The sequence below is a fragment of the Klebsiella sp. PCX genome (assembly GCF_021869705.1).
GTDB lineage: Bacteria > Pseudomonadota > Gammaproteobacteria > Enterobacterales > Enterobacteriaceae > Klebsiella > Klebsiella quasipneumoniae.
Genome location: NZ_CP091527.1, coordinates 2,609,907 through 2,625,274, shown reverse-complemented (window position 1 = coordinate 2,625,274; position 15,368 = coordinate 2,609,907). Strand labels below are relative to the sequence as shown.

16 protein-coding genes and 1 pseudogene are annotated in these 15,368 nt (G+C 52.4%); 8 read left to right on the top strand and 9 right to left on the bottom strand.

The window, feature by feature from the left end:
* Window positions 1–15 precede the first annotated feature (15 nt).
* Entirely contained in the window at window positions 16–807 is a 792-nt protein-coding gene (locus GQR96_RS12420) for a sulfite exporter TauE/SafE family protein (protein ID WP_065904296.1), read from the bottom strand.
* Between the two features lie 109 nt (window positions 808–916).
* On the opposite strand from GQR96_RS12420, the gene GQR96_RS12415 reads away from it, so the two are divergent.
* From GQR96_RS12415 to GQR96_RS12400, 4 genes and pseudogenes are all read left to right on the top strand, one after another.
* Entirely contained in the window at window positions 917–1,684 is a 768-nt protein-coding gene (locus tag GQR96_RS12415) for an AraC family transcriptional regulator (protein ID WP_023318310.1), read from the top strand.
* Window positions 1,685–1,876: 192 nt separating this feature from the next.
* Window positions 1,877–2,101 carry a hypothetical protein gene (locus GQR96_RS12410; RefSeq protein WP_048324274.1) on the top strand — a complete coding sequence of 75 codons (225 nt, stop codon included), beginning with the start codon at window positions 1,877–1,879 and terminating at the stop codon, window positions 2,099–2,101.
* Window positions 2,102–2,244: 143 nt separating this feature from the next.
* Window positions 2,245–2,865 (top strand): histidine phosphatase family protein, encoded by a 621-nt coding sequence (locus GQR96_RS12405; protein ID WP_071845746.1) that lies wholly within the window; start codon window positions 2,245–2,247, stop codon window positions 2,863–2,865.
* A pseudogene (locus GQR96_RS12400) lies at window positions 2,862–3,142 on the top strand (LysE family translocator); the annotation flags it as partial. The gene GQR96_RS12405 and the pseudogene GQR96_RS12400, both read left to right, overlap by 4 nt.
* Before the next feature lie 342 nt (window positions 3,143–3,484).
* Here GQR96_RS12400 and GQR96_RS12395 read toward each other — a convergent pair.
* The 3 genes from GQR96_RS12395 to GQR96_RS12385 all read right to left on the bottom strand — a co-directional run bounded on the left by GQR96_RS12395 (window position 3,485) and on the right by GQR96_RS12385 (window position 6,999).
* The gene (locus GQR96_RS12395) at window positions 3,485–4,828 is read right to left on the bottom strand and encodes an MFS transporter (protein ID WP_004202526.1); all 1,344 of its coding nucleotides are present in this window, start codon (window positions 4,826–4,828) and stop codon (window positions 3,485–3,487) included.
* An 85-nt stretch (window positions 4,829–4,913) separates the two neighbouring features.
* A complete protein-coding gene (locus GQR96_RS12390) occupies window positions 4,914–5,759 on the bottom strand; it encodes a fumarylacetoacetate hydrolase family protein (protein WP_004202524.1) in 846 nt (281 codons plus the stop codon).
* 76 nt (window positions 5,760–5,835) lie between these two features.
* Entirely contained in the window at window positions 5,836–6,999 is a 1,164-nt protein-coding gene (locus GQR96_RS12385) for a mandelate racemase/muconate lactonizing enzyme family protein (RefSeq protein ID WP_004202520.1), read from the bottom strand.
* A 182-nt stretch (window positions 7,000–7,181) separates the two neighbouring features.
* Between GQR96_RS12385 and GQR96_RS12380 the strand changes: the two genes are divergently transcribed.
* The gene (locus GQR96_RS12380) at window positions 7,182–8,108 is read left to right on the top strand and encodes a LysR family transcriptional regulator (RefSeq protein ID WP_004202518.1); all 927 of its coding nucleotides are present in this window, start codon (window positions 7,182–7,184) and stop codon (window positions 8,106–8,108) included.
* A gap of 214 nt (window positions 8,109–8,322) precedes the next feature.
* Here the strand turns inward: GQR96_RS12380 and GQR96_RS12375 are convergent, their stop codons facing one another.
* The gene (locus GQR96_RS12375; protein ID WP_048294885.1) at window positions 8,323–9,048 is read right to left on the bottom strand and encodes a type 1 glutamine amidotransferase; all 726 of its coding nucleotides are present in this window, start codon (window positions 9,046–9,048) and stop codon (window positions 8,323–8,325) included.
* 92 nt (window positions 9,049–9,140) lie between these two features.
* Here GQR96_RS12375 and GQR96_RS12370 point away from each other — a divergent pair, with 92 nt between their 5' ends.
* Window positions 9,141–9,941 carry an AraC family transcriptional regulator gene (locus GQR96_RS12370; RefSeq protein ID WP_172970834.1) on the top strand — a complete coding sequence of 267 codons (801 nt, stop codon included), beginning with the start codon at window positions 9,141–9,143 and terminating at the stop codon, window positions 9,939–9,941.
* 461 nt (window positions 9,942–10,402) lie between these two features.
* Here GQR96_RS12370 and GQR96_RS12365 read toward each other — a convergent pair whose 3' ends face one another.
* The 3 genes from GQR96_RS12365 to GQR96_RS12355 all read right to left on the bottom strand — a co-directional run bounded on the left by GQR96_RS12365 (window position 10,403) and on the right by GQR96_RS12355 (window position 13,049).
* On the bottom strand, window positions 10,403–11,302 hold the full coding sequence (locus tag GQR96_RS12365) for a GNAT family N-acetyltransferase (protein WP_074384557.1): 900 nt from the start codon (window positions 11,300–11,302) through the stop codon (window positions 10,403–10,405).
* Window positions 11,303–11,505: 203 nt separating this feature from the next.
* Window positions 11,506–11,862, bottom strand: coding sequence for an ASCH domain-containing protein (locus GQR96_RS12360; protein WP_074194074.1), 357 nt, complete (start codon window positions 11,860–11,862; stop codon window positions 11,506–11,508).
* A 251-nt stretch (window positions 11,863–12,113) separates the two neighbouring features.
* Window positions 12,114–13,049 (bottom strand): LysR family transcriptional regulator, encoded by a 936-nt coding sequence (locus tag GQR96_RS12355; protein WP_002905496.1) that lies wholly within the window; start codon window positions 13,047–13,049, stop codon window positions 12,114–12,116.
* Between the two features lie 98 nt (window positions 13,050–13,147).
* On the opposite strand from GQR96_RS12355, the gene GQR96_RS12350 reads away from it, so the two are divergent.
* Window positions 13,148–13,582, top strand: coding sequence for a DMT family transporter (locus tag GQR96_RS12350; RefSeq protein WP_065904294.1), 435 nt, complete (start codon window positions 13,148–13,150; stop codon window positions 13,580–13,582).
* Window positions 13,583–13,591: 9 nt separating this feature from the next.
* A complete protein-coding gene (locus GQR96_RS12345) occupies window positions 13,592–14,083 on the top strand; it encodes a DMT family transporter (protein ID WP_064177806.1) in 492 nt (163 codons plus the stop codon).
* Between the two features lie 3 nt (window positions 14,084–14,086).
* Here the strand turns inward: GQR96_RS12345 and fabF are convergent, their stop codons facing one another.
* Complete coding sequence (gene fabF / locus GQR96_RS12340; protein WP_065904292.1) at window positions 14,087–15,361, bottom strand: beta-ketoacyl-ACP synthase II; 1,275 nt, start codon at window positions 15,359–15,361, stop codon at window positions 14,087–14,089.
* Window positions 15,362–15,368: the final 7 nt, after the last annotated feature.

The following is a 15,368-nucleotide window of genomic DNA, read 5'->3' as shown; positions in this document are numbered from 1 at the left end:
CAGGATGTATTTTGATTATTGAATAAGCATGGCGAGGAGTACCAGGCACAACAGCAGCACATAGATGCGTGCATACCATACATCTGGTACTGCAGGGATAGCCCGGCGGCTAAACATTATCCCGGCCCAGCCGGTCAGGACGAGCAGGCCCAAAATTTTCAGGCTGATAAACCCAAGAAATCCGTTCAGCGGAATGCTGTGCCAGCCAATGACGGCATAGGTCACAGCCCCGCATAGCGCCACGGGCAAAGAAAGCGGGTTGGATGCGCTAACGCACTCCTGCATCGCATACCCGTGTCGCCGTAGCAGGGGCACCGTCATGACGCTGCCACCCACGCCCAGCAATGCGGCAATCATGCCGATAACCATACCGCCGCCAGTGACCACTGGCAGGGACAGCCGACGCCGAGCGCTGCCCGTGAAAAATCCCTTGCGCAACAAACAATCGCTGATGGTTGCCAGCATATAGAGAATAAACAGCGCGCGAACGATATTCTCGCTAAATATCCCCGCCAGACAGGAGCCTGCTACTGCCCCAATGGCAATAAACCATATCAACGGAAACAGCGTCTGTGCGGCAAGCTTGCCCGCCCGCCAGTTACGATAGCTGATCCAGCCGGCGTTAAATATCATCACCGCCGTTGAGGTAGCCACCGCGACGTGCATAGCGTTTTCCGTGAGTTCCGGCTGGCGGAGCATCAGTTGATAGACAAAGGGCACCACCACAAAGCCGCCCCCGAAGCCGAACAGCACCGTGGTAATACCGGTAGTAAAGCCTGCCATTGCAATAATAACGATATCATTCAACAGAATATCCCCGCCCTGAAAATGAGCGAGCAGCTTATACCGGTCGCGTACAGCTTCCCATTTGCACAGCGCTCAATTACCTTTGTAAATCGGTCAAAGGGAGACAGGTGTGCGCAACGTAAAAATTGACGAGGTCGATCGGCTCGATCGCGAAGTGGTGGCGTTAGGCAATGACTATGCGCAAGGGTATATTCTGCCCCCGCACCAGCATCGTCGCGCACAGCTGCTGTACGGCGCGACCGGACTGATGTATGTCACTACGCAGGACGGAGAATGGGTGGTTCCTCCGCAACATGCTGTCTGGATCCCCCCTGAAACCGTGCACGCCGTCAGATTTGCGGGGGTGACCACGCGCAGCTTGTATATTGAGCCAGATTGTGTGGCCGCTTGCATTAAACACCGGCGTTGCGAAGTGATCAGCGTCTCGCCGCTGTTGCGCCAGCTACTGCTGGAGGCTGTAGATTTACCACCGTTGTACGACAGCCCACGCGATCGCATGCTGATACAGTTGATGTTGCTGGAACTGGCCGCCATGCCGGTCCGCGAATTTGACATTCCGTTGCCACAGCATCCGGCGCTGCTGGCGCTTTGTCAGGCTTTTTTGCTTAACCCCACTATCCATGATCCTGCGGCGCGCTGGGCCAGGGCGCTGTTTATGAGTCCCAGTACCTTTCGCCGCCATTTCCTGAAGCAGCTGGGCCTGTCATTTTCCGCCTGGCGACAGCGAGCCTGCGTGGTGAGCGCCCTGGCATGGTTGATAGCAGGGAAACCGGTGAACGAAGTGGCATTATCCCTCGGATACGACAATGCGTCCTCTTTCGCCACCATGTTCCGCCGCGTGACCGGGCAACCGCCGTCGTTTTATCACCCAGCCTGATGCTCAGGGGAAGGGGACTCCGGCAGCATGTGTCGGCAATGAATGTCGCATTCATGGCGTTGATATGCATTAACGCAGCCATAAGACAGACACCTGGCTTGCGTCTTCAGGTACCCCAACATTTAGTGGTGGCTACCTCGATGCGGTTTATCTATTCTGCCTGTAACCGTGAGAAGACCGGAATCTCTCTTTGTGAACCATCTAATCTTTGAAAAAGTCATCATCATCTTCATTCTCGTCCTGTGGGTATTCGATACATTCAGAACCAGGAAAAGAAAACGTTTTGATCCTGCCATTGAAGCGGCTAATGCCAGAGAACGTTATCAATGGCGTTATTTCAGATGGGGTTTTCGGATCATACAAGTGGTAGCGGGAGTGTATATCTTCGTACAGCTGATTCAGGTTTTACTGAGATAGAGGCCGCCGGCAGGGGCTACTGAACATAATCCGTGTCAGCGACACGTGTTCCTGTTTTTCGTTGAGAGCTGAGAACTTGCCAGCATATAAACGGGGTGTTTTTAGTTTGTAACATTTTAAACAACAGCATATGTGACTCTTCAATGATGCAAGTAATACTGGTTCGACACGCGGAAACAGAGTGGAATGTAAAAGGTATTATTCAGGGACACAGTGATAGCGCCTTGACGCTTCGTGGGGAGCGTCAAACAGCAGCCTTGCTGGCAGCGTTTGTAGCGAGTGATTACCGGGTAGAATGTGTTTACGCTTCTCCGCTTGGCCGGGCCTGGCAAATGGGACAGCGCCTGGCTGAGCGTTTTTATTGTTCAGTGATATCTGAACCAGCGCTGAAAGAACAGGCTTTTGGTCAGTTTGAAGGTATGACAACCATAGAGCTCCTGCAGAATAATCCAGACGCCGCAGAAGCGTTATTCAACCTTGATGCAGAGTATTGTCCGCCAGAGGGTGAGTCTCTCTCACATGCTTCGCAGCGAATTATGCATTTTTTAACCAATCTGGAAAAAAAACGTCATCATCGAACAATATGTATTGTGTCTCACGGACAGGTCATTCAGGGTGTGCTTGCGATGCTAAAAAGTGGTGCTGTGGATGATTTTCACCGGTATGCACAACCCAACGCGAGTTACTCCGTGTTCGAACTGATTAATGGAAGATGTACCGCCCTAAAATGGGGGATCGCGACGCATTTACGTCACCTGGATTAAACAGTCCGACTTACCCCAGATTCCTGCTGTTCATGTTTGCTGTTCTTCCTCAGTTTGTCGTTCCCGTTGCGGGTCCTGTCTGGTTGCAATTGCTTGTTCTGGGGAGTATTCAAAAGCGGGCTGGAATGGTTTCCCTGGGTTCAGTCGCATTGGCATCAAGGACGTTTGGAAACGGCTCTTAACACCCGGGCGATATCAAATGGCAGGAACGGTGTACAGGCGTTGTCATCTGCATGATGTTTAGCGGGCCGGCATAGTATCGACATCAGCCCGTTAAGGTATACACAACCTGTAAACCCGCTGTCCGCTTTTCGCTCCGACTGGCTCTTAACCTCAGTTGGTTCATCCGCTCTGTGCCAGGAGCGGACGTTGCATAACATCAGTTATACCCAGGGTATCAGGCACACTCTATTACCGGAATGGATTCAATCTTGCGTAAAGTTCATTCATTATGCGTAATTGATTCTGATCTGCTCTTCCCGCCTGAGTACGAGCCCGGCGCCTGTATATGCCGCCAGAGATTCTCTGATATATAACCTCACATCGCACTCCTGATTAATAAACGTCAGTGATTATAAAAATGTCTGCCTGCCCCATAGGCAGGGGCAGGTTCTGCATTCTATTCCCGCGCGGAAATCGTCCTGCGGGAAGTAACCCGGAATGCCTGCCTGATGTCCCAGACGCTTTCCTCACGTCCCACGGCCAGGGCAAACAGTACTCCCCCCACGATTGAGAACAGACCCAGTACGCTCCATGCGAGCGTCATGTCAGTACCGCCCCCCAGGTGCTTCAGGTAGCCGGCAACAAGCGGTCCGCCAAACTGACCAATAAAGTTGCTGCATGCACCTACAAATGCCACCGCAGGGACCGCTTTCTTTGTCGGGAGGATTTCCGTCAACCGGACGTAAACCAACGGCACAAGCATCTTCATTGTCAGGCCGACAAACATGAACAGGGCTATCTGCACCCAGTAGTAAGACAGCGGAACAAAAGCCGCGGCTGACAACGCGATACCGCACAACACGGTGGGAATAGCGGCATGCAGCCGCCGTTCCTGGTTGTATTTATCTGACCGCCGGGTGATATACCAGATGCCCACCATGGTCATCAGGAAAGGCATTCCGCTGATTAGACCGACTATGAATTCACTGAGCGTTCCATACCCCTTAAGTGCCGTCGGCAGCCAGAGCGTAAAGCCGTATGCCAGCATGCTGTGCAGGGAATAGCCGATTAACATCAGCCAGAGTGCCGGTATTTTGATAATGGTCCACCAGGGGTCAGATTTCTCCTTCACATAGTTTGACTGCTCAGCCGCAAGGTCTTTCTGGATATGATCCCGGTCCTCGGCGCTGAGCCAGCTCGCAGCCTGAATACTTTTAGGTACCAGATAAAACCAGATGATGCAGAACAGCCACGCGGGTGCCCCCTCAATGACCATCATCATGCGCCAGTCATGATGTGCCAGGATCCAGCCCGATATTGGACCGGCCAGAAACGCACCGGCCCCCAGGCTGAGGTTCCAGATACCAAATGCGCGTCCCCTTTCTGGCTTCATAAACCATTGTGCCAGAAACATCGCCGTTGCTGCCTGAATCGGCCCTTCAGCAAGTCCCAAGAAGAAACGGATGGCAACCAGTTCACCAAAGTTACGCGTCAGACCCGTGAGCATGGCGCAGGCACCAAAAAGAAACAGGCTGACGCCAATTATTCTTCGCGATCCAAAGCGAAGCGCCAGCCAGCCAGCGGTAAACTGCGTCGCCACGTAGCCCCATGCAAATGCACCGCCAAGCCAGCCAGCTTCTACCGGGCTGAGCCCCATCTCGGCCGTAATATGGGGCAGCGCCATGCCTATATTCACCCGGTCGAAGAAAGAAATGGTATACATGATAAACACTGCAGGGAGTATTATTGTCCAGCGTTTTTTCCCGATAAGCGCATTACCTTTAAGAGCATTATCACTCATGATAACTTCCTCATTTAGAGCAGATGTAGGGGAGGAAATGCTGATTTCAGGTCCTTTTAAATATCAGTCAGATAAAATATTTTTATTATTTTGAAGCAGCAACGACGTAATTAGTCAGGCGACCAACTGACTCAATTTCGACTTCAATAACATCGCCGTCATTAAGAAATACCTGCGGATTACGTGAACGACCAACACCGCCTGGTGAGCCCGTCAAAATAACATCACCCGGGGATAGCTGTGTAAAGGTACTCATATAACTGATAATTTTGCTTATTGGATGAACCATATTAGCTGTACTGTCCTGCTGAACAATTTCACCATTAAGCCAGGTTTTTAGCTGAAGCTTTTGCGGATCGGGGACCTCATCACACGTAACCAGCCAGGGACCGAACCCACCTGTTTTGCTCCAATTTTTGCCGGCAGTGAACCAGGTATGCTGCCAGTCACGCACGGAGCCATCCATATAGCAGGAATAGCCCGCTATGTATTCTGCAGCGTCCTGCTCAGCGATGTTTATGCCGGATTTTCCGATTATGATTACAAGCTCACCCTCATAATCGAGCTGATCGCTCAGCGCAGGCTTCACGATGTTGCCCAGATGAGCGGTCTGAGAATCTGAGAACCGGATGAATATGGTAGGCGCATCCGAAGTAATACTAAACTCAGTGCGTTTGGCCTGATAATTCATGCCGACGCAAAGTATTTTGCCCGGATTATCAATAACAGGAAGGAAGGTAATATCAGAAAGCTGATAATCCGGCTCATAGCTGATATATCCGTCAGCTGCTGCGATCCCTTTTTCTCTGATAAAACTTTTCAAATCGGGAGTATCAATATCTGTCCGGCTTCTCAGGTCAATAACTCCCTCACCCTGTAAAATACCGTAACTTTTATATCCATCAGGCGTCAGATAACTTAAAAGCTTCATACATTTTTCCCGCTACGCCCTTCCGCATCGCAGAAGGGCGTTATTAAATTAAGCAAGACGAGATGTCAGCAGAGACTTATACAGCCAGCGCGCGCATTTCTTTGATAAGGTCTGATTTACCCTCAAAACCGATACCCGGCAGTTCCGGCATGATGATATGGCCATCTTCCACCTTCACCGAGTCAGGGAAACCGCCGTAAGGCTGGAACAGATCGGGATAGCTTTCATTGCCACCAAGGCCAAGGCCTGCGGCAATGTTCAGGGACATCTGGTGACCCCCATGAGGGACGCAGCGTGACGGTGACCAGCCAAATTGCTCAAGCACATCAAGCGTGCGCAGATATTCAACCAGACCATAAGAGAGTGCGCAGTCAAACTGCAGATAGTCTCGATCCGGGCGCATGCCGCCATAGCGCAGCAGATTTCGCGCATCCTGATGGGAGAAAAGGTTTTCACCCGTGGCCATTGAGCCGGGATAGAACTCTGACAGCGCGGCCTGCAGGGAGTAATCCAGTGGGTCACCGACCTCTTCGTACCAGAACAGCGGGTAGTCACGCAGCATTTTCGCATAGGCAATACCGGTTTCCAGATCGAAGCGGCCATTGGCGTCAACGGCGAGACGCGCTTCGCTGCCAATTTCCTCCAGGACGGCCTCAATACGGCGACGGTCCTCTTCCAGAGACGCTCCACCGATTTTCATCTTCACAACGTTATAGCCGCGATTAAGATAACCGCGCATCTCCTGACGCAGCGCGCTCAGATCTTTACCCGGGTAATAGTAACCGCCCGCCGCGTAGACAAAAACACGCGGGTTAGCCTCAACGCCCTTCATTTCTGCCAGCAGGCGGAACAGCGGCTTGTTAGCAATTTTTGCGGTTGCATCCCAGATGGCCATGTCCAGCGTACCTACCGCAACTGAACGTTCGCCGTGACCGCCCGGTTTTTCGTTGCTCATCATGACGTCCCAGATCTTATGCGGATCCAGATTGTCGCCTTTGGCATTCAGCAGGCTTTCTGGTTCGGCTTCGAGGATACGGTTGCGGAAGCGTTCACGGATCAGGCCGCCCTGACCGTAACGGCCGTTAGAGTTGAAGCCGTATCCCACTACGCGACGTCCGTCTACCTCAACGTCTGTCACAACGGCAACCAGGCTGGCCGTCATCTTGCTGAAATCGATGTAAGCATTACGGATAGGGGAAGCAATAGGCTTGGTAATTTCTACAACGTCAAGGATACGCATGTTCTCTCCGGCAGTTTCCAGTCAAATACGATCTAACTAAATTACCTACGCTATATTTTATGTCATGCCGTATATTTATCGGCATAATGCACTAACGTAGTGTTCAGGGACCTTGTTGTCCTGTCTGATACCATCCTAAGCAGTTAACAAATTTCGTTCTAATGCCAAAGAGGCAGGCTGTAATGCAAAATCGGCATCACTTGGAGTTAACTTGGCTTGAGGACTGTGTTGCGCTGGCACAGTCCCTGAATTTCTCCCGTGCGGCAGCTTCACGATATGTGACGCAGCCAGCATTCAGCCGGAGGATTGTCTCGCTGGAAGAGTGGCTTGGAACGCCGCTTTTTGAAAGAAATCGTCGGGGCGTCAGCCTGACGCGCGCCGGGGAAGTATTCGTTACGCAGATCCCTGAACTTATTCGCGCACTTTATACCTTGAGAAGTGAATCTATAGAGGCCGCAGGAGAAACCAGACCGGATGTTATTTTTTCCGCCACGCACTCTCTGTCATTTTCTTTTTTCCCGGCACTGATGCGTAATAACGAAAAAATCGCCCGCTTCGGTTCTTTTCGCCTGTTATCTGACACACTGAGTGCCTGTGAACGCATGATCGACAAAGGTGACGCGCAGTTTTTGCTTTGTTACTACCACCCTCATATGCGCATCAATCTTGAACAGTCGAAATACTTCAGTGTTCGGCTCGGGCGGGAAACATTATTGCCTTATTCCAGATGCGATCCGGCAACCCGCGAGCCAATGTGGTATGCATCGGGCGGCAAAAAGTTTCCTTTTCTGTCCTATTCGGCTGAATCCGGCCTTGGCCGGATCCTTTCCAACACCTCGCAGGTCAACCGTGCCAGACGCGGAATGGAAATCGCATTCACTGCCGATCTGGCTGCAACATTACTGGCCATGGTCAGGGCCGGTGACGGCATCGCATGGTTGCCGGAAACGCTGGCAGCGCCGGATGTTGATGCCGGTTCCATTGCCGTTGCGGCGAAGAAAGAGAGCGCGCTCTGGGTACCCATAGACATCAGGCTTTTCCGCCCAGCAGCAAAGATGTCCCGCGCTGTAGAAGAGTTGTGGGAAATTTTCGTAGAGGACCAGATCTGACAATCGGAAAATATTCACGCATTTCTTACTGCACCATCATAAGAAAAAAGTGAGAGAACATGAAGCCCATAAGACGTGGCATTGCATGCAGAGCTAGCACTATCCGATGGCCGCTTTTCGCTCATAGCGGACCTTCAACTCAGGTAGCTTGTCTGCTCTGTGCCAGGAGCGGAGACTAAAATCAAAACCGATGGCAAGCTTACCGAGCATGACATTATGCTTGCGCTGCTTTGTAACGTGCTTCCAGCTTATCCAAAAAGCCAAAAAGTACTTGATTCATTTCACTGTAATCGTGCGCCCGGAGCGCTTCAGGCGTGTCAACGAAACGATATTCTGCTGCACGGCTCAGGTCTTTCTCAGAATGAGCGATCAGCCGCTCTACAACGTCCAATGTGAGCTCCATGTGGCACTGGAAACCAAAGACGCGGTCTGAATAGGCAACGATCTGCCGCGGACAGCCTTCGCTGTAAGCAATAATTTTGGCCTCTGGCGTCAAACCCGGCATATCGTTATGCCAATGACCCACTGCCAGTGTTTTCCCAAAGTGAGAGAACATCTCATCCTTCCTCCCGTCTTCGGTCAATGTGATCGGGAATTTACCAATCTCTTTTTCCGGGCTATGAGAGAAGGGCGCGCCCAGCGCTTCACCGATTAGCTGTGAACCCAGGCAAATACCGATCACCGCCTTACCGGTTTTAACCGCGGAAGCAATCAGCGTCTGTTCCGCTTTAGCATTAAAGTGCGGGCACGCTTCAAGCGTTGTGTCCGGATCTTGCGGACCGCCCATAACGATAAGAAAATCGATGCCTTCGGCGTCAGCAGGTAGCCGATCGCCTGCATAGACGCGTGAGTAAGTTACATCATGACCCTGGTTTATTGCCCAGGTTGCATATGCGCCCGGGGCTTCAAAACTTTCATGTACGATAAAGTGTACACGCATGAGGTTAAGCTCCTGTAATATCTTTGATGATCAGAATGATAAGTCACGCACCCATTGCCTAAGGCTCTTCTACGGGTGGTTCCAGTTTCGATATGATAATGGCAGGGGCTAAATCTGAAATGCCAGGTAGTATAGATAAAGCGCCAAGACATGATGAGGCCACAGGCTGGTCCAGTACTGCGATAAGCTATCAGCGCGGCGAGGCAGATCCTCCCCATCATCATGTTGAGGGGCAGCTACTCTTCGCCACCAGAGGGGTTATGCTGGTGCAAACAGAGAGCGACCGGTGGGTGATCCCTCCTCAGCGGGCATTATGGCTACCGCCTCTGCATATCCATAGTTATCATCTGATTTCACAAACCGATCTGAGGGCGATCTATTTCAGCAGTAGCCTTATCGCAGAATGTACGAGCTTTACGAAGAGTCAGCAGGTGCATGTGATCACGGCTACGCCGTTAGTCAAAGAACTTATCGCTGGGCTGTTCAGTGAGGACTACGCCAGACCGAGTCAACGGAAGATAGCTTTGTTGCTTCTGGAAATTCTCAGCGAGGCTCCACCTTTAACGATGGCGCTTCCCATGCCGAATGATGAGCGATTATACAGCGCGGCCAGATCGCTACTGGTCACTCAGCGCTGGGAAGCATCGCTGAGCGAGCTGGCTTTTATGTCGGCCATGTCGGAACGGACCTTTTCCCGCTTGTTTATGAAGGATACAGGCTTTAGTTTTAGAACATGGAAGCAGAGAGCCAGAATTTGCGCTTCGTTGGATCTTCTTGCGAACGGCGTTCCAATCAAACAGGTCGCTTACCAGCTTGGTTTCTCATGCCCGGCGGCCTTTACCGCTGCTTTTCGCTGCATTTTGGGGGCAACGCCGCGCGATTATGTGCCTTAAACCGGGAAACCCTCAAAGCGGTCTTTGAGACTGTCATGGGCATATTACCAGACGCAGAAACCCTGCGAGGGTAGGCGTATCCCGCCTTTGCTGTTGAGAAAGGTAGTTTAATTTGCACCCGACACACTCTCATTGATTAAAGCACGGAGTGGAGATTACTGCGGTCCACAGTTCTGACAAACCGTGAAAGAGAAGGCCTGCGTCAAGAAAAAAGGTGTCGCGATACGTTATGAAATTACCTTATGACAGACCTTGCGGTGATTTACGGCACCGGGTGGATTCCGGACGCTGTGAACCGACTCATTGCTACGAAGCCTGATTCTGCTGTACCTCAGGCCATATGATAGCCTGCACAACAATCACATACCGCCCATTAGTGCGTCCAGGGGAGTACACCCGGGCCCTTGACGTCCCCTGTGTGCCAAAAGCGGAAGTAGGCTGAAGATAAATTAGCATTGCTGTTAGCCGTGGGTTCTGCAGATGGGTAGAAATTGATAACTTAGGATGCAAGTTCGTCCCGCTCTTTCTGCAGTTTTCATCGAGGGGATATTCTCCGGAATAATTGTGCCCATATACAAAGATAGTTCAGAATCGGAATGAGTTAATAATCGGTACAGCAGGCGTTGCGCTCGGGCTGACAATGATCGACCACGAAAAGCAGGAAGTATTACTTTGTCAGTAATACGATATCCTCTCAGAAAAGCGATGTTTCCTTTCTGGCATATTAGCAACCCGGCGCGAACGTCTTTTTCATAGATAATATATACTTCTCTCTCAGAAATATGGTCACACAACTCTTTGTCATCAACTGCTACCAAATTGTTTGCAGAAAGTTCGCGAACTGTCTGCCATGTATGCTTATAGGCATCGCCCAGAGCCTGACAACACCAGTCAAAATCTTCGTATGTCGCCACTTGCAAAGTAAGAGATTTATCATTGAATTCAGGGGGTTCAGAAAAAGAGGTGGCGTATATATACTGGTCGGGAATACCCTGTGGGAAGGACTGGCCGGGTACAAGAATGCGGACATACTGAGCTCTGAGTTGTGACCATTCCTTACTAATGAGTTCTAATGCAGTATGATTTAGGTCAGAATCCATACCTACAATATCAATAAAAGGTTTGTTAATATTTCCGCCCTGATAACGGGGGCCAGTAAGAAATTGCTTTCCATCAATTTTGAGTTTTCGTTGTAAAAAATATTCCTGACATAATCCAGTTTCTCTCCAGGGAAATCGCGCCGAGAAACTTCTGTCTGTACACCTCGATTCCTGCTCTGACAACCATTGTTTTAGCCATGAACGTAGGGTAAATTCAGGCACAGGTAGCCTGGCATATTGAGATAGCATGTAAGATAGCATAAAAAATATTTCGCCCTTGGATGTAAAAATGTTCTTTATAAACAAATCAGAATAGCTCTACTCTCATTTTATTACCAATTATAGCTGGCACGTCCGCTCCTTGCTCAATGCGGACCTTTAGCTCGATAGCTTGTCCGCTCCGCGCCAGAAGCGAACAGTGTTATCAGTGGCGATTGATAAAACGTCAGCCCGTAAACCTTGTCTCACAGCACCTCAACCACTTCAAATTCTTCTGCGATCAACTCCATATCCTCAGAAAAATGACCTTCGGAGCTGAAAAATCTCTGATGCTCTTTCTTCCAGTATTCAAGGCTTAAATCGCCTTCACCTTCTTTGCGGGCGAATGCTTCAGTCACATCACAAAAACGAACCAGCTGCATCGAAATCAGTCTGATCACGCAAACTGGAACATTCTGGCCATCAAGAATAATGTTATAACTCCCTATCCTCGGGGCAGCTTTTTCCTGCTGGTAAGAGGCAAAAGATCCGCAAGAGGCCGTTTTTATCCCTTTTTTGATCAGGTCAGCAAGCTCGTTAGCCAGCTCCGGACTGTCACCCATTTGCCAGGCATCTGCGCCGGGATACTTCTTTTTTATTTCCTCAACCTCAACCATGAAAATCCCTTCGTTATCGTCAATGAAAAGAAATGGCATACCTTTTTAACATGAGCGGTCCCAACATTATCAGCGATATCTTTCTTTAGATAGTGTGGTCCGTTTTTCGCTCAAAACGGACCTTAAGGGCATTGAACGCGTTTGCTCTGCGCCAGAAACGGCAGTTAACTTCAAGACGAACCATAAAGTCGCCTGTCTTATTCAGACTGCCAGTAAAGCGGTGAACCGAACGCGTCGATGTAGTAATCGATAATCGCCCGCACGTTCAGCGGAGGGTGGCGGGCATTCGGATAGATTGCCGCGATATGCTGTGGCTCCGTTTTTATGGACCTATCCAGCTCCGGCAGCAGTTCGATAAGTTCGCCGCTCTTTAGCCGGTCTCCAATCAGCCAGTCAGGAAACAGCACAATCCCCATCCCTCCGAGTGCGGCAATCAGCAGGGTTTCAGCATTATTCGATGACATCAGGGGTGAGACAGGGTAGTGCACCCATTCCTCACCGTGCCGGCGCAGCAGCCATTGGTTTGGTCCTGACGAACCGCGGTAGACCAGGCATTTATGCCGGGCGAGCTCTTCGGGCGATCCCAGCATGCCGTGCCGGCGGATATAATCCGGTGACGCGGCAAGATGATAGCACTGCTGGCCAAACACGCGCGCATGAAATGCGGAATCCGTCAGTACGCCAATCCGGAAAATCACGTCAGCCGGCTCACGGTGCGGATCGATGTAATCATCAGTCAGCGTAAGCTCAATGCTGAGCTTCGGATATCGCTCCGTCAGGCCCGGTAACGCGGGTGCGACATGGCGCTGTCCAAAGAATACGGGTGCGTTTATGCGGACCATTCCGGAAGGCTCAAGCGTTCTCTCGTTGAGTTCCCGCCGCGCCTCCTCCATGCTGCCAGTCATCGCTCGCGCATAGCGGATAAAAAGATGGCCGCTTTCCGTCGGGATTATCGCCCGGGTATTGCGGTAAAAAAGCTGCTGGCCGAGCACATCCTCCATCTGATGGATGACCCGCGATACCTGAGAGGCCGATATCCCTTCCCGCCGGGCCACCACAGAGAAATTCTGCGTCTCATAGACGTCTATAAAAATCAGCAGAGCGCGAATACTGATGTTCCCAAGCTCATTCATTAATGCATATCCTGCACAGGTGTTTATCTCATTATGGCATTTTTCTCATCCATATTAAGCCGTAATCTCCTCCGCCTGGACTACTGGAGATGATTGCTATGCAGCTAATATTGATTTTTATCGTCATTGCCGGGGGCATGGGACTGTCCATAGAGGCAGGATTGCTCGGACCATTGGGTGGGGAGGTCGGTGACCTCTGGGCGACCTTCAGCATATTCGGCGTGGGCGCGGCGCTGACCTTTCTGCTGATGCTTTTTTTCAGCCCGCGCAACAGCCCGTCGTTATTTGCGCAACCAGCGTGGCAGCTGCTTGGCGGCGTGCTTGGCCCGATTTACGTCATCATTCTGACCGTGGTAACGCCGGCAATCGGCATTGCCATGACGATGATCGGCATCCTGGCAGGCCAGGTGTTCAAGAGCCTGATTATTGATCACTTCGGCCTGCTCGGTACGTCGCGCCGAAAAATTGACAGTAAACGTATCATTGCGCTGATTTTCATCATTGCAGCGCTGGTTATGGTTGCACAGGGGTAAAGTAACATTATGACTATTATCATGATTCTGCTCGCCGTCGCCGGTGGCGCCATGCTGAGTATCCAGGCGGCTATCAATGGCCAGCTGGGCAGCAAGGTCGGCGTATTTAAAAGCGCGTTCCTGACATTTTCTGTCGGCGCCCTGGTGACGGGGCTGCTGATCTTTTTCTTCGAACCCAAACACACCCTGACGCTGATGGACGTGCCTAAATGGCAACTGCTGGGCGCAATGTTTGGTGTGCCTTATATCGTTATTATGGTACTGGCCGTCCAGCGTATTGGCGCGGCAGTGGCTACGGTCGCTGTCATTTTTGGTCAGTTGACCATGAGCATGCTGATCGATAACTTCGGCTGGCTTGGCAATGCGTCGATTCCATTCTCGATGAGCCGAATCGGCGCCATTGTCTGCCTGGGTATCGCGCTGTTCTTCATTTACTCCAGCAGCAGGGCAAAAGCTGCCACGGCGAAAATCCCCCGCCAGCCATCGCCGGGGGGGAGCTGACGCTTATTCCCAGCGTTTCAGCAGCAGACTGGCATTAACCCCGCCGAAGCCAAAACCGTTCGACAGCGCATAGCGCATCTTCTGCGGGCGGGCCTGCAGCGCCACCAGGTTCATGCCTGCCGCCTCTTCATCGGGGTGATGCAGGTTCAGCGTCGGCGGCACCACCTGATCACGCAGCGCCTGAATGGTGAAGATGGCCTCAATCCCGCCGGCCGCGCCTAACAGATGGCCGGTGGCGGATTTCGTCGAGGTAATGGCGACCGGATGCGCGCCAAACAGCGTTTTAATCGCCGCCAGTTCACCTTTATCACCGACCTGCGTCGAGGTGGCGTGGGCGTTGATATGGTCAATCTCGTCGACGGTCACCCCGGCCTGGCGAATAGCGGTCTCCATGGCCCGACGCGCGCCGTTCCCGTCTTCCGGGCCTGCGGTCAGGTGATAAGCATCTGCGCTGGTGCCGTAGCCCACCAGCTCGGCCAGCGGCGTGGCGCCGCGCGCCAGCGCGTGCTCCAGCGACTCGATCACGATAAGCCCGGCGCCTTCTCCCATCACAAATCCATCGCGGTCGCGGTCAAAGGGGCGGGAAGCGGCTTCCGGCTGGTCGCTGGAGGCGCTGGAGAGCGCCCTTGCCGCGGCGAACCCGGCAAGGCTAACGCGATGTATTGCCGCTTCCGCGCCGCCGCAGAGGGCGATATCCGCCTCGCCGCTGCGGATCATCCGCGCCGCATCGCCAATGGCCTGGGCGCCCGCCGCGCAGGCGGTGACCGGCGCGCCGATGGGGCCCCGGAAACCGTGGGCGATAGACACATGCCCGGCGGCCAGGTTGGCCAGAAAAGAGGGGATAGTGAACGGCGAGAGGCGACGCGGCCCGCGTTCATCGGTGGTATGTACCGCATTGGCGATCTCGCTGAAGCCGCCGATCCCGGTGGCGATCACCGTGGCGGTACGTTCCTGTTCGGCCGCAGATGCTGGCGACCAGCCGGCCTGGGTCAGCGCTTCACGGGCGGCGACCAGCGCAAACTCGATAAAGCGATCCATCTTTTTGCGCTCTTTCGCCGGGATGGTCGCCAGCGGGTCGAAGCCGTGCAGCGGATCGCTGTCAATGGACGGCACCTGGCCGGCCACTTTGCAGGGAATATCCGCGACCAGCTGCTCGCTGAGTCTGGTGATCCCTGACTTTCCTGCCAGCAGCGACTGCCAGACGTGCTGTACGCCGCAGCCCAGCGGGCTGACAATCCCCATCCCGGTGACGACAATGCGTTTAACGGAAACGCCCATAGTTTAC

Bases quoted from the DNA above. Each gene is read 5' to 3' on its own strand.
- GQR96_RS12405 (WP_071845746.1), top strand. From the start codon at position 2,245: ATGATGCAAGTAATACTGGTTCGACACGCGGAAACAGAGTGGAATGTA.
- GQR96_RS12395 (WP_004202526.1), bottom strand. From the start codon at position 4,828: ATGAGTGATAATGCTCTTAAAGGTAATGCGCTTATCGGGAAAAAACGC.
- GQR96_RS12390 (WP_004202524.1), bottom strand. From the start codon at position 5,759: ATGAAGCTTTTAAGTTATCTGACGCCTGATGGATATAAAAGTTACGGT.
- GQR96_RS12385 (WP_004202520.1), bottom strand. From the start codon at position 6,999: ATGCGTATCCTTGACGTTGTAGAAATTACCAAGCCTATTGCTTCCCCT.
- GQR96_RS12380 (WP_004202518.1), top strand. From the start codon at position 7,182: ATGCAAAATCGGCATCACTTGGAGTTAACTTGGCTTGAGGACTGTGTT.
- GQR96_RS12375 (WP_048294885.1), bottom strand. From the start codon at position 9,048: ATGCGTGTACACTTTATCGTACATGAAAGTTTTGAAGCCCCGGGCGCA.
- GQR96_RS12370 (WP_172970834.1), top strand. From the start codon at position 9,141: ATGATAATGGCAGGGGCTAAATCTGAAATGCCAGGTAGTATAGATAAA.
- GQR96_RS12365 (WP_074384557.1), bottom strand. From the start codon at position 11,302: ATGCTATCTTACATGCTATCTCAATATGCCAGGCTACCTGTGCCTGAA.
- GQR96_RS12360 (WP_074194074.1), bottom strand. From the start codon at position 11,862: ATGGGTGACAGTCCGGAGCTGGCTAACGAGCTTGCTGACCTGATCAAA.
- GQR96_RS12355 (WP_002905496.1), bottom strand. From the start codon at position 13,049: ATGAATGAGCTTGGGAACATCAGTATTCGCGCTCTGCTGATTTTTATA.
- GQR96_RS12350 (WP_065904294.1), top strand. From the start codon at position 13,148: ATGCAGCTAATATTGATTTTTATCGTCATTGCCGGGGGCATGGGACTG.
- GQR96_RS12345 (WP_064177806.1), top strand. From the start codon at position 13,592: ATGACTATTATCATGATTCTGCTCGCCGTCGCCGGTGGCGCCATGCTG.
- fabF (WP_065904292.1), bottom strand. From the start codon at position 15,361: ATGGGCGTTTCCGTTAAACGCATTGTCGTCACCGGGATGGGGATTGTC.